The sequence below is a fragment of the Kineothrix sp. IPX-CK genome, from assembly GCF_039134705.1.
In the GTDB taxonomy this organism is placed as follows: Bacteria; Bacillota; Clostridia; order Lachnospirales; family Lachnospiraceae; genus Kineothrix; species Kineothrix sedimenti.
The window spans coordinates 1,656,947-1,681,559 of record NZ_CP146256.1; the positions used below are offsets into that span (position 1 = coordinate 1,656,947).

At 44.8% G+C, this 24,613-nt stretch carries 27 protein-coding genes; 21 read left to right on the forward strand and 6 right to left on the reverse strand.

All coding sequences use genetic code 11. The features are described from left to right. Positions 1 to 16 precede the first annotated feature (16 nt). The 7 genes from V6984_RS07810 to V6984_RS07840 all read left to right on the forward strand — a co-directional run bounded on the left by V6984_RS07810 (position 17) and on the right by V6984_RS07840 (position 5,497). The gene (locus tag V6984_RS07810; RefSeq protein WP_342759217.1) at positions 17 to 586 is read left to right on the forward strand and encodes a TetR/AcrR family transcriptional regulator; all 570 of its coding nucleotides are present in this window, start codon (positions 17 to 19) and stop codon (positions 584 to 586) included. Further along, complete coding sequence (locus V6984_RS07815) at positions 583 to 1,347, forward strand: nucleoside phosphorylase (RefSeq protein ID WP_342759218.1); 765 nt, start codon at positions 583 to 585, stop codon at positions 1,345 to 1,347. Before V6984_RS07810 ends, V6984_RS07815 begins: the two co-directional genes overlap by 4 nt. Positions 1,348 to 1,477: 130 nt before the next feature. Beyond that, positions 1,478 to 2,089, forward strand: a complete 612-nt coding sequence (locus V6984_RS07820) for a TetR/AcrR family transcriptional regulator (protein WP_342759219.1) — start codon at positions 1,478 to 1,480, stop codon at positions 2,087 to 2,089. Beyond that, entirely contained in the window at positions 2,086 to 3,552 is a 1,467-nt protein-coding gene (locus tag V6984_RS07825; RefSeq protein WP_342759220.1) for a phytoene desaturase family protein, read from the forward strand. Before V6984_RS07820 ends, V6984_RS07825 begins: the two co-directional genes overlap by 4 nt. Before the next feature lie 199 nt (positions 3,553 to 3,751). After that, on the forward strand, positions 3,752 to 3,970 hold the full coding sequence (locus V6984_RS07830) for a DUF2992 family protein (RefSeq protein WP_342759965.1): 219 nt from the start codon (positions 3,752 to 3,754) through the stop codon (positions 3,968 to 3,970). Positions 3,971 to 4,110: 140 nt separating this feature from the next. Then, positions 4,111 to 4,644 (forward strand): GNAT family protein, encoded by a 534-nt coding sequence (locus V6984_RS07835; RefSeq protein WP_342759221.1) that lies wholly within the window; start codon positions 4,111 to 4,113, stop codon positions 4,642 to 4,644. 172 nt (positions 4,645 to 4,816) lie between these two features. Then, a complete protein-coding gene (locus V6984_RS07840) occupies positions 4,817 to 5,497 on the forward strand; it encodes a DUF5680 domain-containing protein (protein WP_342759222.1) in 681 nt (226 codons plus the stop codon). 30 nt (positions 5,498 to 5,527) lie between these two features. On the opposite strand, the gene V6984_RS07845 is transcribed toward V6984_RS07840, so the two are convergent. From V6984_RS07845 to V6984_RS07855, 3 genes are all read right to left on the reverse strand, one after another. Continuing rightward, positions 5,528 to 6,136, reverse strand: a complete 609-nt coding sequence (locus V6984_RS07845) for a hypothetical protein (RefSeq protein WP_342759223.1) — start codon at positions 6,134 to 6,136, stop codon at positions 5,528 to 5,530. Then, a complete protein-coding gene (locus V6984_RS07850; RefSeq protein ID WP_342759224.1) occupies positions 6,133 to 6,729 on the reverse strand; it encodes a TetR/AcrR family transcriptional regulator in 597 nt (198 codons plus the stop codon). The genes V6984_RS07845 and V6984_RS07850 overlap by 4 nt, the downstream gene beginning before the upstream one ends. A gap of 113 nt (positions 6,730 to 6,842) precedes the next feature. Further along, a complete protein-coding gene (locus tag V6984_RS07855) occupies positions 6,843 to 7,427 on the reverse strand; it encodes a pentapeptide repeat-containing protein (RefSeq protein ID WP_342759225.1) in 585 nt (194 codons plus the stop codon). A gap of 227 nt (positions 7,428 to 7,654) precedes the next feature. On the opposite strand from V6984_RS07855, the gene V6984_RS07860 reads away from it, so the two are divergent. The 9 genes from V6984_RS07860 to V6984_RS07900 all read left to right on the forward strand — a co-directional run bounded on the left by V6984_RS07860 (position 7,655) and on the right by V6984_RS07900 (position 15,470). Then, positions 7,655 to 7,975 carry a hypothetical protein gene (locus V6984_RS07860; RefSeq protein WP_342759226.1) on the forward strand — a complete coding sequence of 107 codons (321 nt, stop codon included), beginning with the start codon at positions 7,655 to 7,657 and terminating at the stop codon, positions 7,973 to 7,975. Continuing rightward, positions 7,959 to 8,309, forward strand: a complete 351-nt coding sequence (locus V6984_RS07865) for a hypothetical protein (protein ID WP_342759227.1) — start codon at positions 7,959 to 7,961, stop codon at positions 8,307 to 8,309. The genes V6984_RS07860 and V6984_RS07865 overlap by 17 nt, the downstream gene beginning before the upstream one ends. 143 nt (positions 8,310 to 8,452) lie before the next feature. Beyond that, complete coding sequence (locus V6984_RS07870) at positions 8,453 to 9,367, forward strand: ABC transporter ATP-binding protein (protein WP_342759228.1); 915 nt, start codon at positions 8,453 to 8,455, stop codon at positions 9,365 to 9,367. Next, positions 9,364 to 10,218, forward strand: coding sequence for an ABC transporter permease (locus V6984_RS07875; protein WP_342759229.1), 855 nt, complete (start codon positions 9,364 to 9,366; stop codon positions 10,216 to 10,218). Before V6984_RS07870 ends, V6984_RS07875 begins: the two co-directional genes overlap by 4 nt. Before the next feature lie 117 nt (positions 10,219 to 10,335). Then, a complete protein-coding gene (locus V6984_RS07880; RefSeq protein WP_342759230.1) occupies positions 10,336 to 11,388 on the forward strand; it encodes an ABC transporter substrate-binding protein in 1,053 nt (350 codons plus the stop codon). Positions 11,389 to 11,457: 69 nt separating this feature from the next. After that, complete coding sequence (locus V6984_RS07885) at positions 11,458 to 12,426, forward strand: ABC transporter permease (RefSeq protein ID WP_342759231.1); 969 nt, start codon at positions 11,458 to 11,460, stop codon at positions 12,424 to 12,426. Positions 12,427 to 12,430: 4 nt separating this feature from the next. Further along, entirely contained in the window at positions 12,431 to 13,225 is a 795-nt protein-coding gene (locus V6984_RS07890; RefSeq protein WP_342759233.1) for an ABC transporter ATP-binding protein, read from the forward strand. A gap of 235 nt (positions 13,226 to 13,460) precedes the next feature. Further along, entirely contained in the window at positions 13,461 to 14,390 is a 930-nt protein-coding gene (locus V6984_RS07895; protein ID WP_342759234.1) for a YafY family protein, read from the forward strand. Between the two features lie 144 nt (positions 14,391 to 14,534). After that, positions 14,535 to 15,470, forward strand: coding sequence for a glycoside hydrolase family 43 protein (locus tag V6984_RS07900; protein WP_342759235.1), 936 nt, complete (start codon positions 14,535 to 14,537; stop codon positions 15,468 to 15,470). 99 nt (positions 15,471 to 15,569) lie between these two features. Here the strand turns inward: V6984_RS07900 and V6984_RS07905 are convergent, their stop codons facing one another. The 3 genes from V6984_RS07905 to V6984_RS07915 all read right to left on the reverse strand — a co-directional run bounded on the left by V6984_RS07905 (position 15,570) and on the right by V6984_RS07915 (position 19,761). After that, a complete protein-coding gene (locus tag V6984_RS07905; RefSeq protein ID WP_342759236.1) occupies positions 15,570 to 17,303 on the reverse strand; it encodes an ABC transporter ATP-binding protein in 1,734 nt (577 codons plus the stop codon). A gap of 5 nt (positions 17,304 to 17,308) precedes the next feature. Continuing rightward, positions 17,309 to 19,078: an ABC transporter ATP-binding protein gene (locus tag V6984_RS07910; protein ID WP_342759237.1), complete on the reverse strand. Its 1,770-nt coding sequence runs from the start codon at positions 19,076 to 19,078 to the stop codon at positions 17,309 to 17,311. 71 nt (positions 19,079 to 19,149) lie between these two features. Then, positions 19,150 to 19,761, reverse strand: a complete 612-nt coding sequence (locus tag V6984_RS07915; protein ID WP_342759238.1) for a TetR/AcrR family transcriptional regulator — start codon at positions 19,759 to 19,761, stop codon at positions 19,150 to 19,152. A gap of 465 nt (positions 19,762 to 20,226) precedes the next feature. Between V6984_RS07915 and V6984_RS07920 the strand changes: the two genes are divergently transcribed. From V6984_RS07920 to V6984_RS07940, 5 genes are all read left to right on the forward strand, one after another. Next, on the forward strand, positions 20,227 to 20,484 hold the full coding sequence (locus tag V6984_RS07920; protein WP_342759239.1) for a heavy-metal-associated domain-containing protein: 258 nt from the start codon (positions 20,227 to 20,229) through the stop codon (positions 20,482 to 20,484). A 172-nt stretch (positions 20,485 to 20,656) separates the two neighbouring features. Then, positions 20,657 to 21,238, forward strand: a complete 582-nt coding sequence (locus V6984_RS07925; RefSeq protein WP_342759240.1) for an MptD family putative ECF transporter S component — start codon at positions 20,657 to 20,659, stop codon at positions 21,236 to 21,238. Continuing rightward, positions 21,238 to 21,969, forward strand: coding sequence for an energy-coupling factor transporter transmembrane component T (locus V6984_RS07930; RefSeq protein ID WP_342759241.1), 732 nt, complete (start codon positions 21,238 to 21,240; stop codon positions 21,967 to 21,969). The genes V6984_RS07925 and V6984_RS07930 overlap by 1 nt, the downstream gene beginning before the upstream one ends. 59 nt (positions 21,970 to 22,028) lie before the next feature. Continuing rightward, the gene (locus V6984_RS07935) at positions 22,029 to 23,522 is read left to right on the forward strand and encodes an energy-coupling factor ABC transporter ATP-binding protein (protein ID WP_342759242.1); all 1,494 of its coding nucleotides are present in this window, start codon (positions 22,029 to 22,031) and stop codon (positions 23,520 to 23,522) included. Next, a complete protein-coding gene (locus V6984_RS07940) occupies positions 23,512 to 24,462 on the forward strand; it encodes an AraC family transcriptional regulator (RefSeq protein ID WP_342759243.1) in 951 nt (316 codons plus the stop codon). Before V6984_RS07935 ends, V6984_RS07940 begins: the two co-directional genes overlap by 11 nt. Positions 24,463 to 24,613 lie beyond the last annotated feature (151 nt).

Consider the following 24,613-nt stretch of genomic DNA (forward strand, 5'->3'; position numbering starts at 1 on the left):
CAACGCTGGAGGAAACATGGGGAAAAAAGGAGAAGAGACAAAGCAACATATACGCAAAGCAGCCTATAGCCTTTTTGCTGAAAAAGGATTTAAAGCAGTTACGATGAAGGACATATGCGAGAAGTCAGGATTGAGCAGAGGCGGGTTATACCGGCATTATCCGGGAACGGAGGAGATTTTTGAGGAGATTGTTAACGGTTTTGTGCAAAAGCAGGAAGATGAATTCGCGGACAGAATAGGAAAAGGTATTCCGGCAACTCAAATATTAGAAGAGGTGCTTTCCCGCTATAAAGAGGAGATGAACGACAGTCAGGCATCGCTCAGCGTCGCTATCTATGAGTATTACACCGCCGCGGAGAGGGAAAACAATGCTTTGCTCATACGCTATGGAGCCTCTAAAAGGATGTGGCAAAGGCTGATCATCTATGGTATGGAGAGAGGAGAGTTCCGTAGAGTGGATGCAGAGGCTGTCTATGACATCATCGTATTTTCTTATCAGGGAGTTCGAATGTACAGCAAGATGATGCCCATAGATGAAAAGATACCGGAAAGAATAATAAAACAAATAAAGGAGATGCTGCTATGAATACTGTATTCAAGGATTTTGACAATGCAAAAGAGGCCTTTTTCAATCCGCGAGACTGTCAAAAGAGAGTGGATGGATTTCCGGAAATCTGTGTGTCCACGTTTTCGGAGAGTGTGATTGAGAAGTTCGCCGAGATGGAGGGTGTAGAGGTTATTGCCAGTCTATACTCTGCCAACGGAATCATTCCTGTATATAAAATAAAATACTGCGGAAAGGAAATCGCTTTTTTTCTATCCAGAGTCGGAGCCCCTGCCTGCGTTTGCGGACTGGAAGAAATCATTGCTATGGGAGCACAAAAAATAATACTGTTTGGAAGCTGCGGCATCTTGGATAAGGAGGCGGCGGATGGCAGGATAATAGTTCCCGTTGCGGCAGTTCGGGACGAAGGAACGAGCTATCATTATCTGCCTTCTTCCGAGGAGGTAAAGGTAGGAGAAGCAATGATTGATAAAATATGCGGCTGCCTGAAAAAATGCGGTTATCCCTATGTGAAGGGAAAGGTGTGGACGACGGACGGCATTTACCGCGAGACAAGAAAGGCAATTGATGACAGAAAGGCACAGGGCTGTATTGCTGTAGAAATGGAATTTGCCGCCGCTGCCGCTGTGACCGAATTCAGAAGTATTCCTTTTGTTCAGTTTCTATATGGCGAAGACAATCTGGACTCCGCGGAATGGGAGCCAAGAGGACTGTTCTGTCCGGATTTAAGCAGGACGGAGAAATATATGGTACTGGCATTTGAATGCGGGCTGGCAATATAAGAGCATATCGCAGCATCATTTACTATAGTTCTGCCGTTAGGCTGAACTGTGACATAAAAACCTGTGATTACGAGTAAAAATCTTGACAAATCTCAAATAATAGAATAATATTTAATTGAATATTAATTCAATGAATATAAAATCAATGAAACGGGTGATCAACTTGACGACAAGAAGCGAGCAAAAAGAGAAGCGCAGACAGCTTATTCTATGGAAGGCACTGGAGCTGTTCGTAAGAAATGGATATGCCGAAACAAAAATAAACGATATTGCAAAAGCGGCGGATATGAGCGTTGGATTGCTGTTCCATTATTTCGAGTCTAAGGAGCAGCTTTATGAGGAGCTGATCAGAATAGGCGTAGAGGGGACAAAGGAACCGCAGAAGATGGAATTTTCCGGTCCTTTGGAATTTTTTACAGGGTTTCTCGATTCCTTATTTCTCTTTTCTTCACACCAGTCATGGGTATTTCTAATGTTCGTACTCGTGGCGCAGGCGCGCAGAAGTGACAGGACTCCGGCACATATTAAACAGATTGCTATGGAGGTGGACCAGGTGGAGCGGTCAGCAGAAATAATCCGAGTAGGGCAGTCGGAAGGGATTTTCCGAAATGGCGATCCTTATGCTCTTTCCGCAGCTTTTTGGTGCAGCGTGCAGGGAATCATGGAACAGCTTGCGGTTACGCCTGATATGCCTTTGCCTGAGACGGAATGGCTCATTGATATTATAAGGAGTAAAGGATGAAAAAAGTAATCATTATAGGCGGTGGGATTTCCGGACTGTCAGCCGGAATCCACGCGCAGCAAAACGGCTTTCTTACAGAAATATACGAAAAAAATCCGGTGATCGGAGGCGAATGTACTGGATGGAACAGGCAGGGCTATCACATTGATAATTGTATTCACTGGCTTACAGGATGCCGTGAAGGCGATGAACTTTGGGAGATTTGGCGAAATGTAGGTGCAATAGATGAGAATACGGAGCTTTACAGAGAACCTTATTTTTATATGTTGGATATGGAAGGCAGACGGCTCCATTTTTGGAGCGATGTGGAGAAAGCGCGGAGGGAATTCCTTGAGATTGCGCCGGAAGACGGCATAGAAATCAATAAATTTTTCGATAGTGTGAAGCTTGCGGAAAGCTTGAGGATTCCTTGTGAGAAGTCGCCTGCATATATGAACTTCTTTGAATTTATGAAATTCGGAATGAGTATGCCGCAGATGGGCAGAGTCATAAAGGAATACGGGAAAGAAACGGTTGCCGAGCTGGCACTAAGGTTTAAGAATCCCCTTTTGAAGGAGATGATGAGTCGCTACTATAACGAAAAGTTCATGGCAGTCACCCTCATAAGCTCCTATGCTTTTCTTACGGGGAAAACAGCCGCAATTCCCATGGAAGGTTCAAAAGGGATGTCGGAGCGGATGGCAAAACGTTATCAGACACTGGGAGGGAAGATTCAGCTAAATATGCCGGTTACTAAAATCAATATTCAAGGAAAACGGGCGGTATCCGTTACATTTAATGACGGCAGCGAGGCTATAGCGGATTACATAATCAGCGCTGCGGATACGGCAGTTACCTTCGGCGGCTTGCTGGATAAAGAATATATGGATAAAAACCTCAAAGAAATGTATAGCTGTAAGGAAGGCTATTCGGTAACCTCGTCTTTTCAGGCGGCTTTCGGAATTCTTGGCGCTGAAGACTGTGGCGTTCCCGGCGGGTCGGTGATGTTTCCCTGTGACAGCTTCCAGGTGGGCAGACAGAAACTTGATTTTCAGGCGATTAGGCTCTATGATTATGACGAGAGCCTTTTTCCCAGAGAAAAGAGGGTCATTCAATGCAATATCCTTCAGGATGAGGAAGATTTCCAATACTGGAAGGAACTTTACCGGAAGTATGACCGGTATGAGGCCGAGATGCAGAGAATTGCCGATACTGTTATGAAACAAATAATCTCGAAATTTCCTGCGCTTGAAGGTAGATTGGTGCCTCTTGATACGTATTCTCCCGTTACTTTCGAACGTTGGTGCGGGGCATATAAGGGTGCATATATGAGCTTTTTCGGGCAGAAAGGCTATAAAAGCCTCTATGCGAAAAGCAAAGCGCAGGGCCTTGATAATGTGTTTATAGCCAGCCAGTGGTTGCAGTTGAACGGCGGTCTCCCCATTGCAGTGACCAGCGGAAAGTTTGCGGTACAGGCAATGTGAAGGGGATAGTCGTTACTTGACAGCCACAGGATGAAAAGATAATATAAAAAATACAAAGATAAAAACACGGGTCGGTTGGTAGTCCGGCCAGGATCGATATATCGACAGATATAACGCCTCAGTAACCTGCCTCCTTGGTTGTCCGTTCTTTGTTGTATTCGGAGCAGAACCTAAGGATTATGAGGTATGGGAGTATGTACTGGAAAATTATTATAAGCTCATTTTCAGTCCGGGCATCGACTCGCAGTCAAAGTTCAAAGACCATGTAAATCCAAAACGAATGCAAAGAGAAGTGAGGAAGCAGCTTGAAAACGTGGGAACCAGCACGAAATCCCAGCAGGCGCTGAAGCTCTGGCAGGAGCAGCAAAAGGCTGAGAAAAAGAGCACTCAGGTCAAGCGCAGGGAGGAGGAAAAGTAAAAGGTATTTGAGTTAAAGCAGCAGAAGAAAAAAGAGAAACATAAGGGCAGATAGCAGGAAAGCGGACAATCACATAGAATGTAAATGTGTTTGTCCGTTTTTGAATAAAAAACTTTTATTAGAGGGAGGAAAGGATTATTGTGGAACGTTTGGAAACGGAACGATTAATTTTGAGGGAATGGTGTAAGGAGGATGCCGTGGATATGTATACATACGCATCTGGGGATAAGGTTGGTCCAATGGCGGGATGGAAACCGCATGAGAATGTGGAAGAATCCGTACAGATTATAAATATGTTTCAGGAAAGCGATGACACATGGGCGATAGAATGGAAGGACAACCACGCCGTCATAGGTTCTGTCGGACTTCACCGCACCAGGAAGCCGGGGATTTCCTATGATGTGGAGCTTGGTTATGTATTGTCGGAGAAATATTGGGGACGGCAGATCGCAGTAGAAGCGGCACAGGCGGCTATTGCTTATGCGTTTGAAAAAATGAATATCACCCGGCTTGCGGTCTCTCATTTTCCGGATAATATACAGTCCAGGCGTGTAATAGAAAAGCTTGGCTTCCGTTTTTTGAAATACATTGCGGATGGCTTCACCCGTTATGACGGAAAGCAGGGAGATAATGTTTACATTATGGAAAAAGAAGATTATGAACGGCTTCGGTAAAATGGAAGCAAAATATGGATAAACCTGTTCTGAAAAGTAGGCAACCTGAGGTTGCCTTTTTGCATATAACTGGTTGGTAGAGGAAGGAAGTTTCATATGCTATCATAAAGATGGGCGGAAAAAGAGTAATCTGTCCGCTGACAAGCAAGGCAGCATGAGCTTTTAAAGGAGGATGAGAACGATGAATATGGCTGAGAAATTGCAGTCTTTGAGAAAGAGTAAAGGGCTGTCGCAGGAGGAACTGGCCGATTTGCTGAACGTTTCGAGGCAGGCAGTGGGAAAGTGGGAGGCAGGGAGATTTTACCCCGATATCGACAAGCTGATGCAGCTTAGCGAGCTGTATTCCATATCTCTCGACAGACTGATCAAGGATACCGGCGACTGCAACCTGCAAATAGGAGAGCAGAATGAGGAAAAAGAAGATATTACCGATTTTTTGATCAGAGCGAAAACGGCTTGCTATGCCGGACATGGAGAGGAGATAGATGCATCGAGAAGAGGCTCACATGATCTGGAATATGAGGAGGATGAGTTGTATTATTATGATACCTATTTAGGGGGAGAACGCTTTGGCGGAGAAGAGGCCGTATGGAAAAACGGGATGCCGATCTGGTGCATGAATTACTGCGGCCGCGTGACCGGCGAGCATTTCAGCGGTGATTTTCTTAAGGAAGCCTTAGATGCGGTTCCTTATAATATGCCTTATAGGGGCCCTGCCTTTTTCCAATCCGGTGCCTATACTTATCATTGCAGAGTAGAGGGGGATTTCGATTGGTATCAGGGATATGAGGAAATATTGCATGAAGGTATAAAAATATATGAATGTTATTTTCACGGCGGGAGCATTAGGTAAATGCGCCCGCCTTCATGCTTACGAATGTTTTTATGCGGCGGCTCTTTTGGAAAAGAAGCGAATGGACAAGGCGCTTATAGGCGTAAAATAAATACACCAAAATGACAATATGAGAATGCCTGTAGTATCGCTTCCGTTTGCCGCCGTATCGAATAAACCGAGAAGAGGTACGATAAAGCAGGCGACGGCAAATACGCCGTGAATGATCAGCAGCCATTTCAGCCAATTCTCAGCCAGGTTTTTCGCTTGAATTGTCAGTCCGGCAAAAAAGGTGGATACTGACATAAGGCAATAACCGAGCATATCCAGATTGAACATCATATCGAATTGGGTGTAATCGAGTAAAACCGCAGCCTGCCCTGTCAGCTTGCCGCTTCGCACGCTGGTAAGCTGTACGAAATAGACGATGGAGTTGCAAAGAGCATACATTCCGCCGAAGGCAATTGCAGCAAGTCCCGCTGCCTTTGAGGTTTCTTCTCCATAACAGGCAAAGACACAAATCATTGTGACAAAGCTAAAGGCGATGCCTATACTTGCAAAATAGCTTCCGTAAGAGGAAGAAGCCAACATGGAAATAAGAAAACCAATTACTGAGAACAAGTTGACGACAGCGGCACAAATACCAATATTCTTATTCATAAAATTTCTCCTCCTTCTTTTTTGAATCCGTCAAACAGAGTCTTTACCAATTCCGTAATAAAGGCCGTCCTGTCCGAAGCATGATCCAAATCATATCCTAACAACTCTTTAGTTATCTGCCTGCATAAGAATGCAGTCTGCATAGCGGCAGTAAGAATAAATGACAGCATTTTTTTGTCAGCTTCCGGCATTTTATTATCCAAAGCAAACATAAAGCCTTTCTGGGTCTTTACTGAATTGCAGTCTGATCTGTAATCCCACAAATCTCCTAATATGGAAATCCGGGATATGGCAGGATTTTTGAGAAGAAAATCAAATACCTGGACGGCACAATCAGTCAAACGCTCTTTATCGTCTGAATAAGTCTTTCCTTCCAATGAAAAGCTTTGGATCACTTGCTGAATGATTCGCTGGACGCAGATGGTGATCAAATTGTCCTTGCTTTGGAAGTGATAATTGATCAGCCCAATACCTACATTCGCTTTCCCTGCGATAGCGCGTGTGGTAATTTCTGTAATATTTCCGCTGCTTTGCTGGATTAGTTCGGTGGCGGCGTCTATGATAGCTTCTTTTATATCGGAGGAATTTTTCATATTAGCTTTCACCCCTTTCTGTATTATATGCAAAAAATATATGTATTGAACATTGTATAAAACATTGTTCAAATATATGATACTGAACGGTGTTCAAAAAGTCAAGAAAAAGTTTAACTCACCTCTATTCCCAATTCATTCAGCAAACTCAAAACTTCAGGGAATGAGAACCTCGCCTCCCTCATTTTATTGGAAGAAATATCTATCAGATATCCCGCTGCGTCGCGGAAATCAGCTTTGCGCATATCGCATTTGGAAAACTGAGTTGCTTCCAGCTTGCATCCCTTAAAAATACTTTCTTTTAAATTACATCCGTCGAACGCAGAATCTTGTATTATGTTTCCTGAAAAGTTAAACTTCATAAAGTTCATATCGATAAATGTATTATATTTCAAAAGGCAATCCGTCAGCTTATGAATTGGCTCGGCTATTTTTCCCGCGGGTAATAATTCGGTCCAGTGAACACCCACCAAATTGCATTTTGCGAATTCCCCGTTCTTCATCTGGGTATATTCTGCCTGGAGGCTTATTATATTACAGCCATGGAATTTACAGCCCATAAAGTGACATTTTTCAAGAGTGCACTCTTCAAGGGTACAGTTTATAAATTCGCAGTCATAAAACTCATAGCCGTCCAGTGTCTCCTCTGACATCTTTATGTTTTCGAACAGCCTGCCTTCATAATATTTCTCGTCCATTATTTCACTCAGCTCCTATTTTATATTTTTATAAGCTACCATCGCTTGACAAGGTTTTACACTCCCTGAACCATGAGATTTGTTTGTATTATAGTAAAAAATAAGGGAGAAGGCAAATGAGTAAATTTCTAAAGTGCTTGACTGATAATTGCAGCCTAATTATGATATAAATACATCCGATAGGAATATCGGGCATCCCATAAAGTTTAAGGAAAGAGGGTGACTGCTTGAAGATATCTATAAAAGAGATTCCTGTGGAAGAAGAGGAAGAGGTAGTTATTCGATGCCATGAGATCGATGAGGATATGCTAAGCCTTATCCAAAAGCTCAAGGCACAGCAAAACAGTCTGACCGGAATCTCGGGAGAGGAAATACACAGGCTGCGTTTACAAGAAATTTACTATTTTGAGGTAGTGGATAACAAATCCTTTTTTTATTGTGAGGATAAGATAGACTTTATCAGACCGTCTTTGAGCGGAAGATTTGAGGCCGTGCTCGGCAATAAGGAGTCGGTGCTGGTATCGAGACAGTATGTTTTATCCCTATGAGGAATTCGGACTGAGCTATTTCGTATGGATGCTTGTCTATTCTCTGATGGGCGACCTTACGATGCTGGTGTTTTATTCCCCCAAAGAGCTGACGGAGAAGCAATGGATCGTGCGACAGATTGTTCATATACTTTTGCTGGAAATCGTGCTGTTAACGGCGGCCCATCAGGCGGGGATGTTTGAGGGAGTACTGGAGGGAACCGTTCTCGTGCTGGTAATATTAGCCGTATACTTGCTGGTACGTTTCATCGGCTTTCGAAAGGATTTACAATTGGCAAAGAAACTGAATATGCGGATTCAGGAAAGAAAAAAAGATCGTAAGGGCGATGAATGAATTCCACTTACCTTTCTTTTTTTACATCTTATAGCCTATGAAAAGCAGGTCACTTTTCCAATACTTTTTGTAGGAGGATATAGAGAATATAATCGGAAAGAGTAAAAAGTCAAAGAGTGTGATGATGTATGGAGGGCATAAAGGTGGAACACATAATTGAGGTAAAAGGCTTAAGGAAGTCCTATGGAAACATCCCGGCGGTAAAAGATATAAGCTTTTATGTGGAGAAGGGGAAGATGTTCGCTTTCCTCGGACCCAATGGAGCAGGAAAGTCCACAACAATTAACAGCATATGTACTTTTCTTATGCCCGATATGGGAGTCGTAGAGGTGGATGGCCATGTGCTGGGCAAGGAGGACGATAGAATAAGAGAGAGCATCGGTATTGTTTTTCAGGAAAGCCTGATGGATGAATTGCTGACGGTAGAGGAAAATCTGATGCTTCGTGCCAGTTTTTATCCGATGAACAAGAGTGAGCGCGCTGCGGCGGTGAAGCAGGCGGCGGAGATTACGGAAATTACTGGAATAATGAACCGCTATTACGGAAGACTTTCCGGTGGACAGAGGCGCAGGGCGGATATTGCGAGGGCGCTTCTTCATACGCCGAAGGTCCTTTTTCTTGATGAACCAACCACTGGTCTGGATTCCCAGACAAGAAAGAGCGTGTGGGACACGATCAAAAAGCTTAAAGAGGAGCAGGAGATGACGGTGTTTTTAACGACACACTATCTGGAAGAGGCTGAGGATGCAGATTACTGCATGATAGTGGACGATGGGCAGATTGTGGCCAGGGGGACCCCGTTTTCACTGAAAGAGAAATATGCGAAGGATAAGCTGCGCTTAAGGTGCAGGGAGGAAGAACTGGTAAAGGAAAAATTACAGGATAGAGGACTTTCTTTCGAGAAAAAAAACGGGTTTTTGGAGATATGTCTGAAAAGCACCATGGACGCACTGCCTGTTTTAGATGAATGCAGGGAACTGATAAGAGATTTTTCAGTAATCAAAGGTTCTATGGATGATGTGTTTATCGGAATTACAGGAAAGGAGCTAAGAGAATGATAGCTTTTGCTGCGAGGAATTTAAAATTATATTTTAGGGATAAGGCAGCAGTATTCTTCTCTATGTTGGCGATACTCATCGAAATAGGATTATACGTACTGTTTTTAGGAGACGTATGGACGGAGGAAGTCTCCATGTTCGACGGAGCCAGAGAGATGATGGATAATTGGGTAATGGCCGGAGTCCTTGCCACGACAGGAGTTACGACCAGCCTGGTCATACTGGGAAATATTGTAATAGACAAGGAATACAGAAAAATAAAGGATTTTATAGCGGCCCCGGTAAAAAATTCAAAGCTTCTCATGGGATACTGGCTTGCCTCTTATATTATAGGAATGGTTATGAGTCTGATTACGCTTGTTATCGCGCAGGTGTATATCGTCTTGGATGGCGGGAGCCTGATAAAGCCGGAGGCATGTCTTGCGCTTATCCTTCTTTTATTTATTACAAATCTGATGAGTACTGCTCTTATGCTTCTCTTTGTAATGTGCTTCAAAACAAACAGCGCTTTTTCGGCAGCAAATACGATACTTGGAACCCTGATCGGTTTTTTGACTGGGATTTATCTTCCTATCGGCATGTATCCGGAAGGCGTACAATGGATTATCCGTTTATTCCCTGTTTCTCATGCCGCTTCCCTCTTTCGAAGGATTATGATGGGAGATGTGATGGAGACAAGTTTTGAGGGGATTCCTGCGGATATAGTAATGGATATTAAAGAACAGTTCGGAGTAGTATATAAGTTCGGCGACGAGGTAATGACATTCGCAGGAAGTATGGGTTTCATAATAGCAACGACGGCAGTTTGTTATCTTTTGGCTTTTTTTCTCATGAGGAAGAAGCAGAAATAATAAAGGCGTTACGTATGAAAATAGTTGACTTTCTTCCTATAAATGATATAATACAGTATTATATTTTAGCACTTTGATGCGTTAAAACTTTACACTTATGTCTGAGGAGGAAAAATTATGAAAAAGATTTCTGTACTTATGCTAACGATGCTTATAGCGTTCAGCTTTGCTGCCTGCGGCAGCACGAATACTGCAGACTCTACCGGTGCAGCAGATACTGCGGAAACAGCAGATGCTGGGACCGACGAGCAGACGCCCGCGAAGGAAGAGAGCCAGACCGATGCCGGAGCCGTATACAATGTAGGTATTGTTCAGCTGGTTCAGCATGAAGCGCTGGATGCGGCTACTCAGGGATTCAGAGATGCCCTTACGGAGAAGCTGGGAGATCAGGTGGTATTCGATGAGCAGAATGCGGCGGGAGATTCCGCGACCTGTGCTACTATCGTAAACCAGTTTGTTTCCAGTAATTATGATTTGATTATGGGAAATGCAACGTCTGCTGTTCAGGCTGCTGCTTCTGCAACAGCTACGATTCCGATTCTTGGAACTTCTGTTACGGACTATGCTACCGCTCTGGATATCGATAACTGGACGGGCGTAACCGGCAGGAACGTATCCGGAACCGCTGACCTTGCGCCTTTGGATAAGCAGGCCGAGATAATCAAGGAACTGTTTCCCGATGCAAAGAACATCGGTATCCTTTACTGCTCGGCAGAACCTAATTCTAAATATCAATCATCTACCATTCAGGGATATTTGACGGAGATGGGTTATACTTGTACGGAATATACCTTTGCCGATTCCAATGACGTGGCTTCTGTTACCCAGACAGCATGTTCCGGAAGCGATGTGCTTTTTATTCCTACCGATAACACTGCGGCTTCCTGCACGGAAGCGATCAATAATGTGGCGGAGCCTGCGGGAGTACCCATTGTCACCGGTGAAGAAGGCATTTGCAAGGGATGCGGTGTTGCCACATTGTCTATCAGTTATTATGACTTAGGCTATGCTACCGGAGAAATGGCTTATGAAGTACTGGTAAATGGTGCTGATATATCCGCAATGGAGATTCAATATTCTCCGAATATCACTTATAAATATATGGCTGACCGTTCGGAGAAGCTGGGAGTCACTATTCCTGACAACTATATCGCTATAGAGGCTGAATAATCAACAAATAGATGTGTACTAAGGGGTGCCTGCTGGAAAGACACCCCTTAAATTGTAAGGAGGATAAAAATGAGTTATTTCGCTGCCCTTAATCCGATGAATTTGGTGAATGCCCTTCCGGGATGTATCGCTCAAGGTGTTATATGGGGAATTATGGCCCTTGGTGTTTATGTTACCTTCCGGCTGCTGGACTTTGCGGACCTGACGGTTGACGGATCCTTTGCTACCGGCGGTGCAGTTACCGTAATGCTGACGTTAGCTGGCGTTCCCATACCAGCGGCCTTGCTGGTGGCAATATTTGCCGGTCTTCTGGCGGGTCTGGTTACCGGACTGCTGCATACTGCTCTCGGCATTCCGCCGATTCTTTCGGGAATTCTGACGCAGATTGCGCTGTATTCCGTCAATCTGCATATTATGGGTATGGCAGCGAACATGGCTTTGAGCTCTCAGAAATATAACCTGCTCGTTTCTTTGATGAATATACCGAAATCGATTTTAGTGGGCGGTTTTTTTGCAGCGGCTTTGATCGCTCTACTGTATTGGTATTTCGGTACTGAGCAGGGCTGTTCCATACGGGCTACCGGATGCAATCAGTCCATGAGCAAGGCTAACGGAATCAACATCAATTTTACGAAGGTACTTGCCCTTGCGCTGTCTAATGGTCTCGTAGGGCTTGCCGGCGGTCTGATGGCACAATATCAGGGGTTTTCCGACATCAATATGGGACGCGGAGCTATCGTCATCGGTCTGGCTGCAGTTATCATCGGGGAAGTGCTTGGCGAGAGTATCTTAAGAAAGCGTTTGAATTTTGCTCTTCGCCTCGTATTCGTCGTTATGGGCGGCATTATTTATTATGTCGTAGTCGGAATCGTGCTCTGGTTAAAGCTGAACTCCAACGACTTAAAGCTGTTTACCGCTATTATAGTAGCAGTATTTCTTGCGGTTCCTTATCTTCAGGGCAGGAGTAAGAACTCTTTTGCCCGTACCGCAAAAGCTTCTCTTGCCGCACTTCAGGCGAGAAAGGATAAGGAGGATTAAGCATATGTTAAATATCATAGATATCCATAAAACTTTCAATCTCGGTACCATCAACGAAAAGACGGCTCTCAACGGAGTGGACCTTCATCTGGATAAAGGTGATTTCTGTACGATTATCGGAGGAAACGGAGCCGGGAAATCCACCATGCTGAATGCAGTTGCAGGCGTATGGCCGGTGGATAAGGGCGCGATACTTCTAAATGGGAAGAACATTACCGGATTGCCGGAGCATAAGAGGGCAGGTTTTCTCGGACGCGTATTTCAGGATCCAATGACCGGAACTGCCTCCAGCATGGAGATTGAGGAAAATCTGGCACTGGCAGCCCGCCGAGGTAAAAGCCGGAAGCTGAGCTGGGGAATTACCAGACAGGAAAAGGAAAGATATAGAGAGCTTTTGAGGGTCCTCGATTTGGGACTCGAGGATCGTATGACTTCCAAAGTGGGTCTGTTGTCCGGGGGCCAGCGTCAGGCGCTTACCCTGCTCATGGCTACCTTGCAGCAGCCGAATTTATTGCTTTTGGACGAACATACTGCGGCCTTGGACCCCAAAACAGCAGAAAAGGTACTTCGCGTAACAGACCAGATTATTGAAGAGAATCATCTCACCGCGCTGATGGTCACTCATAATATGAAGGATGCCATAGCTCACGGCAATCGTCTGATTATGATGCACGACGGAAGGGTGATTCTAAATATTTCAGGGGAAGAGAAGAAGAAGCTTACGGTAGCGGATCTGCTGCACCAGTTCGAGCTTGTTTCCGGTGAGGAATTCGCCAGCGATAAGGCGATCCTTGCTTAGGGCGTATCTGAAAACTCGTAGCACCGTTCCTGATGCTATGACAATGTGATTGGAAAATGTTTCTGGATGTTTTTACACATCGGCGGTATAATCATTTTAGATTATGCCGCTTTTATCTTATGGAAAAGTACGTCCAATAAGATAAAAGCACTTCGTGCAGAATGCGCAGCACACTTGTTGTATGAGAGATAAATTTTAAGGCGATATATAAGCCTTAAGGAAGGTTACGGACAATATGAAAATAGACCGTCTGATAGGAATAATCATGTATCTTCTGAACCGGGATAAAGTGACAGCGAAGGAGCTTGCAGAAAGGTTCGAGGTATCTACCCGCACGATTGTAAGAGACATAGATGCCCTTGGACTGGCCGGAATTCCTGTAGTTTCGGATGTGGGAGTAAACGGCGGTTATGCCATTCTCGACACTTACAGGCTAAACAGAAGTATTGTGACGGCGGACGATTACCTCAATGTTATTTCCTCTTTAAAGGGTATGTGCTCCGCTTATGAAAATAAGAAGATAGAAGCCACTCTGGAGAAGGTTATGGCCGTTGGAAATGCACCGAAGAATCAAAGTATATTCATGGATTTGAGCGTATGCCGCGAGGGAGAAAACACAGATGTGTATTTAAAAACTATCGAACAGGCTATTGCTGACAAACGGGTAATCGCATTCGATTATACCGGTGCGGACAACGTATGCAGTGCTCGCGAGACTGAGCCTCTGGCGTTATCTTACAAATGGTATGCGTGGTATCTGTTCGCATATTGTAAATATAAACAGGATTACCGAATATTCAAGCTGAGCCGTATCCAGAAGCTGAAGGTTCTGGAAAAAAACTTTGAAAAAATTCATTCAGATATCGCTGTTCTGCTGGAAAAAAAGTGGGGTGAAGACGGGAGGAGACGGTATCAGATAAAATTAAGATGCAAAGGAAACGTTCGGACAGCCGTAGGGGAATATCTGAAGGGAAATGTCATAGAAGAGTATCCGGATGGAGATTTCCTTTATTCCTTTATTGTGCCTGAAAACGAAAGAATGTGGTTTTCCCTGCTGCTTGGCTTTGGAAATGAGGTGGAAGTTTTGGAGCCGGAGGAGCTAAGAGCACGACTGAAGGAAAAGTCTGAGGAAATTTTCCGGCTGTATAAAAACGGTGACGTATAGCGGGCGGTATGTTACGTAGAAAGCAATGACTGCTTAGAGTGAAGAATAATTCGGATAGGTTCAAAGAAACATATTTGGATTGCACCGAAGATAAAAACCAATATATAATTAAAATATCGGAATAAAGAAGAGGAGGGAAAAAGAATGAAAGCATATTTGTTTGTGCATTTTAAGGAAAAGAAGACGCCGGATGGCGAGCAGGTATATTTTGGATTGAGTAAGGATGGGTTTTCTTGGGAAGAAGTGAACGGAGGGAATCCGGTGCTTTGGAGCTATGAAGGTGATAAGGGGGTACGGGATTTCACGATCGTAAGGGCACAGGATGGTAAATTCCGTATTTTTGCTACGGATTTGAGTCTGGCTTACGGGATGCCCGGACAATACCATAACTCCTGGGAGGAAATCGGAAGAAACGGGAGCCGTGAGCTTGTTATGTGGGAATCCGAGGATTTGGTCCGTTGGTCATGGCAGAAGATGATTACGCTTGGAGGCGAAGAATTCGGCTGCCGCTGGGCACCTGATATTATTCGGGATAGAGAAAAGGGGGATTATATTTTACATTGGTCCTCTCCTCATATATGTAACGATTACGGAGAAAAAGCGATCTATTATACGCGGACAAGGGACTTTGAGGAATTTTCCAATCCGGAGCTTTTGTACCGCAAGGGGGACTGCGGAGTTATCGATTCCTGTATGATAGAAGAAAACGGCGTCTATTATCTGTTTGTGAAAAGTGAGAAGAATCCGGCCGCGATCATCTTGTTAAAGGGGACAAGTCCCATTGGTCCTTTTGAGCGGATGGAGGCTTTTGACGAGGAGATGCGCAAGCTGCAGGCGGGGATGTACGAAGCTCCTACTGCGTTCCGGCTGGAAGACGGCAGATGGTGCCTGATGTTAGATTATTACGGAGTGCCGGGAAAAGGACAGGGATATGTTCCATTCCTGTGTGAGGATATTTCCAGGGGGATTTTTAAGCGCTCAGACTCTCAGTTCTCTTTTCCTTATGGTTTCAAGCACGGGACTGTGCTTGAAATCACCATGGAAGAGTATGAGAGAATCAAGAGCTTTGAGTTCGAATAATTCAAGCTTGTACCTCTTCCGGCACAGGAAAGTCCCCACTCACCGAGTATGCCTTTCGGCATTGAAGAGGGGGACTTGCTTGATAAGGTTAAAAAGTAATTAAGTCAATGTCCAGTGCTGGCTTTCTGTTTGCAGCTTAACCATATGACTGAAAATTCCTTCTTGGTTTAACAGCGCATCGGGACGGCCTTGTTCAGCTACCCGTCCTTCGGAAAGTACGACGATTTTATCCGCCCCTGCGACAGTTCGCATTCTATGGGCGATAATGAGGACAGTTTTGCTTTTTATCAATCTGGACAATGCCGTTTGAATGGAAGTTTCGTTTTCCACATCTAAAGAGGCTGTTGCCTCGTCCAATAGAATAATAGGTGCGTTCTTTAAAAATGCCCTTGCGATAGAGATGCGCTGACGTTCTCCTCCTGATAATTCGCAGCCGTTTTCTCCGATATCGGAGTGATACCCCTTGGGAAGCTTTAGGGCGAATTCGTCGCAGTTAGCGAGCTTTGCAGCGGCAAGTACCTCTTCATCGGAGGCATCTTTTTTTCCGATACGGATATTCTCCATGATCGTATTATTGAATAGGGTTACGTCTTGGAACACGATGGAAAATAGAGACAACAGTGTTTCCGGCTCTATCTTCGATATGTCCATGCCGCCTACTGTTATTCTCCCTTTGTCTATATCCCAGAAGCGGGAGGCCAGTCTGGAAACGGTAGTTTTACCGCCGCCGGAGGGACCTACTAAGGCTGTAACCTCGCCCTGCCTGGCAATAAAGGAAACTCCGTTCAAAATTGTTTCTCCCGCGTTGTAAGCAAAGGATACGTTTTCAAATGAAATGTCATATCCTTCGTTGGTCAGACGGTCGACACCTTCCTGAACAGGATGGTCGAGGATCTCATTCATACGGGCAATGTTCGTACGGGTGGAAATGACGGCTGCCAGATTCTGCAATGCTCCCTGAAGAGGATCATATAATCTCGAAGCAACAAGCAGGAACAAGAAAAAGGTCATTACATCCAAGGTGCCGTTTATTAACAAAGCTGAACCTGTGAGAGCCACGGTAGCTATGCCAAGCTTCAGAATCAGCATGGCGGAGGTTACGAAGGAGGCGGTGGCGAACTCGCTGATTACGGCCCTTTTCTCCACGGCTTTGATTTTCTCATCCAGTCCGCTTAAATAATAGTCTTCTGCGTTATTAGCCTTCAAATCCTGAACCGTTTCGAGACACTCCTGAATTCCGTCGGCACAGGCCATTTTCGCATCCATGGACTTTTGGTTAAGCTTTTCCTGAACCTTTGCGGAAAAAGCTACGATTGCGAAGGATAATGGAGCGACCCAAAGTGCGGCAAGTGCCATTCGCCAGTCGAAGAAAAAGAGGCTGACACAGATGAGAACCGTGGATATGATGGAGCCGAACAGTTCGGGAATAAAGTGAGAAAACGCAGTTTCCAAAAAGGTACAGTCTGCCATGATAGTGCTGGTCAGATCGGCGAGATCTTTTTTGCCGAAGAAGGAAAGTGGAATCTGTCGAAGCTTTTCTGCCAGAGATATTCTGCGAACGCCGCTTTCCACATAGGTGGCGAGGTAGGTAACGTCATATTGGATTCTTGTAATTCCAAAAATGAGCAGCAGACACAGGAGGCTTCCGATGATATAAAACACGGACCGGGTACCTGAAACACCTCCGTTAAGCAAATCCCCTACCAGATAATACAGCAATCCGACCGGAAACATAAATGAAATATTTTGCAGCGTACTGGCAAGGATACTCCTGATTAAATCCTTCGCTCCCTGCTCGGACAACGCAAATTTTCTTTGTATTTTTTTAATCATATCCGTTATACCTCCTTTGAGACCTTCCATTGTACGGAGGTCTGATAGTCATTCCACATCTGCCTGAACAGGCCGTCTGTCCCGGTAAGCTCTTTGCCGGAACCATTTTGAACAATATGACCATCCTTCACGACATAGATACGGTCGGCATCTATAATTGTGGATAGACGATGAGCAATCATGATAACAGTCCGTCCTTTTGCCAACGCAGAAAATGCAGCCTGAACACGGCTTTCGTTGTCGGGATCGGCAAAGGCGGTGGCTTCGTCCAGCAGGATGATAGGAGAATCCTTGAGGAGAGTTCTTGCAATAGCGATACGCTGCTGTTCTCCTCCGGAGAGGTAAATGCCCTTCGTACCGATAACCGTATCCACGCCGTTAGGAAATTTTTCGATGATATCCATGCACTGTGCGGTTTGAAGGGCCTTCATGACCTCTTCCCGGGTAGCGCTTGGCCTGCTCATTTTCACATTATCCAGAATGGATGCCTTGATGAGGCGGCTGTTCTGAAAGACGAAGGATACGGTGTTCATTAATTCATTTTTATCGATGTCCTTAATATCCACGCCTCCAATCAATACCCTGCCGCTTTGAGGGTCAAAGAAACGGCTGACGATATTTGCCAGCGTGGTCTTGCCGCCGCCGGAGGGACCTACGAAAGCCACTGTCTGCCCCGCATCGATTTTTAACGTTATATGTTCCAGTGCATTTTTTGTTCCATCGTAGCTGTAAGTAACGTCCTGAAGTTCCACAGAGTTGAAAGCGGGGTGCGCGGAAACCTTTGTATGGGAGAGTGGCTGCATATCGAGTACGCTGTCGATACGATGAAGTGCATCGTCCACAATCAGGGCATTTTCGCTCTGGAACATAATTTTGGTCAGAGTTATGGAGATCACCGGTGTAATAATGATGTAAAAAAGGAGATTCAGAAGGAATTCCTCCGTTACGCCGGTTCTGGTAAAAATAAGCCCTGCAGCAATCAAAAATGCAAACACGCCGTTAATTGCGGTGGTATATAAGAGCATCGGCAGCCTGCAGCTTATAGTATAATCGATGACCCATACACTGTAACGGTCGATGGAGTCTTTAAAGCGTTTGAAAGAAAACACTGTCTGACCGAAGGTCTTGACGACGGGAATACCGCGGACATATTCCACGGCTTCGTTAGACATATCTCCCAGAGCGTTCTGATATTCCATCATTTTCTTACGCATTCTTGAGCCGGTCATGCTCATCATAATGAGGAAACCGAGCAGAACGGGCAGCAGACTTAAAAGTCCAAGGCGCCAGTCGAATGCGAATAAAAGAACCAAAAGGCCTAAAGGAGTTGCAATTGCTCCGGCCTTGTCGGGAAGTTGATGGGCGAGATAGGTCTCCGTCGCCCCACTGGACTCGTTTACGATCTTTCTTAGTTTCCCGCTTCCGAAGCTTTCGGCAAAGCCCAAAGGCAGTTTGACAATATGATGCATAGTCTCCATGCGAAGATTCGACGCTACACGAAAGGCAGCCAGATGGGAGCACATAAGTCCGGAAATATAAATGAACATGGACAAAACCGCATATAATACGGCCATCCAGCCGTTATGGGTAAGGTCTTTGGCCAGGGCAAAATCTGGCATGACCTCCAGAACCTCTTTGATGATCTTCCAAAGATACCAAAACGGTACGAGTGCAATGAGTGCGCTCAATGCGGAAAGTGCCCATGAAGCATAAGTGAGATACCGGTAATTTCCGGCATATCCCATTAATCGTGATAAATTCGATTGTTTTTTCAAATCGATACCTCCTTGTATATTATTGGTGATATAATTAGTTACAACTAATCACAAGGCAAAATAAAGGGGCATCAAAGCCCCATGATTTTGATCCATCCCGCTGTCTGGAATTCCTTAAGCTCGTTAATATATTCCTTAGCTTGTTCTTTTGGCATATTATGAACGACTACCTCGAAGAAGGCGGTAAACATTCCGCTGACAAGAATATGCTCTAGCTGCGGGTCGATATGGCGAAGGTTTTTCCCGCTGCCTCGCATAACGGTAATGAAGTCGTGGGTGGCTTCCACCTCGATTTCTACCATTTCGTGTATGAAATGTTCATATTTTGTACCCTCTGAATGGCTGATAATTAGCTGAAAGGCATCGAGGTGGTCATAAATATAATCGGTAATCCAAAGCATCCAGTCGCCGGATTCCTTCCCCATGTTTTCCTCCTGCTCAGCAGGAGAGAGTTTTTTGAAGTCATACTGCACCTTTTTATATTCCTTCATGAAATAGTCTGCAGACTCCCCCACCAATGCGTCGAACAATTCCTCCTTGCTGGCATAATAGCCGTAGAAGGCTCCTGTAGTAACGCCTGCATTTCTTACGATGTTTCGCAGAGAAGCTGATTTAAACCCCTTTTCCATGAATTCCGTCTTGCCGGCATTGAGAATATTTTGCAGCGTATTTGTTTCGTCCATTTATTCACCTCTTTGGTAGTAAGATGGTATGTAACAATGTTATATAACACCGTTATATTCTAGACAAAGGGATAGAGATTGTCAAGAATTTATAACTAAATGATAATTTTTATACTTTTAAAGGCACGAAGATAAAGATTGATCATGCTTTTCATTGGCAGGTAAAAGAAGATATATCGTTACCGTGAACGGAGTGAAAAGTAACGATATATCCTTATGAAATTGAGTTTTCATATTGACAAAGTGGTGGAAACGGTGCTATTCTTCTTCAATAGATTAGAGTAATCTAACTATTGCAAATCTATAATTAAGAACGACATATCCTAGTATGTGATTTTCAGGCTTATATAAAAATATGTACCTAAAAATAATTTGGTTGTATTAAAATAAGGTACCATCGTTTGACAAAGTATTACACGACCGTGTGTAACCTTGTCAAACGATGGTAAGAAAGGAAGTGCAGAAATGATTGGAATTACAATTAAAATAGAGGGCATGCAGTGTGGCATGTGTGAAGCTCACTTAAACGATGCGGTAAGAGGAGCTTTTCCTGTAAAAAAGGTTACTTCCTCCCATGGAAAAGGACGCATGGTCATTCTCACGGAGCAGGATATCAACGAAGAAAAGCTGAAAAGCGTGATAGAGAATACCGGCTATCAGGCGGTGGCTGTGGATAAGGCGCCTTATGAAAAAAAAGGGATTTTTTCTGCGTTACGCAAGTAACGATTATGCTCCATTCAGACATTTTCTGTCTTTTTGGATTGCTCGCGGCCTTTTGGGGCAGAGAAAGAGCGGGCAGGGTGATATACTCGCTTCATGAAAGGTCTGGCTTCGGCACGGCCTTTCAAATAAATCTGTGGTTAGTCATATCTAACCAAATGAGGAGGAATTCATTATGAAGCAAAAGATACAAGCAAAGGATTTAATTAACGTTGGAATCTTTACGGCCATTATGTTTGTCGTTTCCATGGCGGTAGCGATGCTTGGCTATATTCCGATTTTTATCCCGCTTTTATCGGTATTAGTTCCGTTGATCGGAGGAATCCCGTTCATGCTTTTTCTTACGAAAGTAAAGAAGTTCGGACTGGTCACCATTATGGCGGCATTGATCGGAATTATCATAGGACTGATGGGGATGGGAGTATGGGTGATTTTCACGGCACCTCTGTTCGGCGTTCTTGCGGATCTGGTATTTAAATCCGGCGGATATGTAAGTGTTAAGAAGAGCATTTTAGGGTATGGTATATTTTCCATGTGGGTAATCGGCAACTTTATTCCCATTGTCATAACCCGCAGTAACTACTATGAGATGTTGATTTCAGGATACGGTCAGGAGTATGCGGATACTCTTATGGGCTACATGCCGGACTGGAGTCTCTTGCCGCTGCTCGTTGCCTGCTTTGTCTCGGGATTGTTAGGAGCACTTTTAGGCAGATCGCTTTTGAAAAAGCATTTTATCAGAGCAGGAATTGCGTAATGGCGAAGGAGATGATGCAAAGCTCACAAAAAAGAGGCGGATCAGTGCTGGATCCGCGCACAAAAATGCTCTTGGTAGTGACAAGCGCCTCCGTGCTCATAGGAGGAGGAAGCGACGGCGCGATGAACGTAATAAAGCCGGTGCTTACCGCAGTTCCGCTTCTCTTATTTCTGTGTTCAGGGAAGTGGAAAGCCGCAGTTATCTATACGACGGTATACATATTCGCTTTTGCAGGAGAAAAACTTTTAGTCCCGGTGACCACCGGATTTGTGAACTTTATCGTAGTAGCTTGCTGCGGCATGTTCTCCCGGTTTATGCCGGGAATCGCCATGGGCAGCTATCTTGTAAACACAACCACGGTAAGTGAATTCATGGCGGCAATGGAGCGGATGAAGCTTCCCCAGAAGCTGTCTATTCCGCTGTCCGTCATGTTCCGCTTTTTTCCTACGGTTGTAGAAGAGTATGGGGCAATTGGCGATGCCATGCGTATGCGGGGAATCCGCTTCGGAGGCGGTAAGCCTGCCAAAATGCTGGAATACCGCATGGTTCCGTTGATGATCTCCTGTGTGAAGATCGGAGAAGAATTATCGGCTGCAGCTTTGACCAGAGGTTTGGGAGCGCCGATAGGACGTACTAATATATGCAAAATCGGCTTCAAGGGATATGACGCTGCAGCAATGCTGATTTGTGCTGTCGGCGTGATTGCTTTGCTTTTTGAAAAAGTAACGTAGTATCTGGGTCCGCCAAAGCGGATATGAGGCATAAGACTGAAAGGAGTATGGGTATAAAAATGATAGAATTTAATGACATCCGTTTTTTTTATGCCGGTGAAAATGGTACTTCAGGGTTAAAACGAATCGATTTACATATCAGGAAGGGCGAAGCTGTTCTCTTGTGCGGTGAATCCGGCTGTGGAAAAACGACTTTGACCAGATTGGTAAATGGTCTGATTCCCCACTATTATGAGGGAACTCTTGCCGGAGAGATAAGAGTCTGCGGAGAGAGCATACCTGATACTCCGCTGTATGATTTGGCGAAAACGGTAGGCTCTGTCTTTCAGAATCCGCGTTCCCAGTTTTTCAATGTAGACACCACCAGCGAGCTGGCCTTCGGCTGTGAGAATCTCGGTATGAGTGAGAGTGAGGTGCTAAAGCGTATTGCACAAGCTGCGGACGAGCTTTCTCTTAAGCCGCTGTTAGATCGAAGTATTTTTAAGCTTTCCGGCGGAGAGAAACAGAAAATTGCCTGCGGCTGCGTCAGTGCACTGGGGCCGGATATCATCGTGCTGGACGAGCCCACCTCTAATCTGGACATGCGAAGCGTGAAGGATCTTCAGGGCATTATCGCCGGATGGAAGGCAGAGGGAAAGACAATACTGATTGCCGAGCATCGCCTTTATTTTATGCAGGGAATCGCGGATAGGGTGCTCTATATGAAAGATGGTGAAATCTGCGAAGAATACACAGGAGAAGAATTCTATAATATGCAGCCCTCCTTCTTTCGTGAGAGAGGGCTTAGGATATCTGCGCTTACAAAGCTAAAGGCCGGCGGTGCATACGCTGTGTCCGAAAAGAAATGGCTGACTGTTAAAAACCTTAGGTTTTCTTATTCCAGGGAGGAACGGCTTCTGGATATTTCTTCCGCCAAGCTGCCGGAAAACGGAGTTATTGCCGTAATCGGTCATAACGGGGCGGGGAAAACCACATTTGTGAGAAGCCTATGCGGACTTTTGAAAAAAGATAAAAGTATACTTGAATACCAGGGCGGTATATTCAAGGCGAGAAAACGCCTCGATTCATGCTATATGGTCATGCAGGATGTGAACCACCAGCTTTTTACCGAAAGTGTGCTGGATGAAGTTCTGATGTCTATGGAAAAGGAAGATGAGAAGGCAGCAGAGGGAATTTTAGAAGACCTGGATTTGCTGCCCTATAAGCAGACACATCCCATGGCGTTGTCCGGAGGTCAAAAGCAGCGAATTGCCATCGCTTCGGCGTTGGCATCCAAACGCAGTATTATCGTATTTGACGAGCCTACCAGCGGTCTGGATCTGAGGCATATGGAGGAGGTGGCAGAAAGTATCAGAAATCTGCAAACGCAAGGTAAAACTGTTTTTATCGTCACTCATGATCCTGAACTGATCCTTTCCTGCGCCACACATATACTGCATATCGAAAAAGGGCAGTTAAGGGATAATTACCCTCTCGATGAGGCGGGGCGGGCAAAGATGATGGGATTTTTTACCGAAGACTTGCCGGGAAAAGAGGTGTGTTATGGTTTTTGATGCAAAGGATATGGGGGATAATGTATGCAAGGTCTGTGAAAATGATGACTGTGCCGTTTTTCGTCTTAGAGATGAGGGCGGAGAAGGTATTATGACTGTTTATGACGTGTTTCCCGGGGTGTATCTTTTGTATAACGATTTCCATATGGAGCACTGCTTTTCCGGCTTTCGACCGAAGGTGGAAATGTTCTGCATCGACCATTGCCGTGAGGGTAGGATTGAGTGGAAGGTAGAGCAGAATAAATACATTTATATCGAGGCCGGGGATGTTCAGATTAATTCAAGAGCCTATCATTGTCAGGATTTTCGTTTTCCGCTGAATCATTATCATGGTCTTACCGTCGGCTTTTGCATTGATGAAGCAGAGGAGTCCCTGCTTCATGTGATGGATGGATTTTCTGTGGATATCAGAAGGCTGAAGGTGAAATTCTGTCCTGATAACAAGGTTTTTATTATGCGTGCAGGCAAGCAGATCGAGCATGTTTTCTCAGAACTGTATCACCTGGCGGACCATGTAAGAATGCAGTATTTCAGGATAAAGGTGCTGGAGCTTCTTTTGTTTTTGGATGCGACGGAGGTATCCGAGGAAAGCGGTGAACGTCCGTATTTTTACAAATCTCAGGTAGAAAAGGTAAAAGATATCGTATCACTGCTCACTGACGATTTGGAGCGGCGCTATACTCTTGACGATTTATCGGAGCGTTTCGACTTTCCGCTCACATCGATGAAGCTATGTTTTAAAGGTGTGTACGGAACGTCTATTTACGCGTATATGAAATCCTACCGCATGAACGCAGCCGCGTTGATGCTGAAAAATACTGAGGATTCCGTTGTGACGATCGCCGGGAAGGTCGGTTATGAGAATGCGAGTAAATTTGCATCGGCCTTCCAGTCGGTTATCGGAATGAGTCCTTCGGAGTATCGAAAAAGTTCCGTCTGAATGGAGCGTGGAATGCATGCCCGGAGCAGACGGAGAAAATCCGACAGAATATAATAAAAGACGTTCCTCAATGTGTTCTGACCTTAAAGGTCAGGCGGAGTTGAGGGGCGTCTTTTATTAATAAAACCAGGAAATACGCATTGCGAATTTT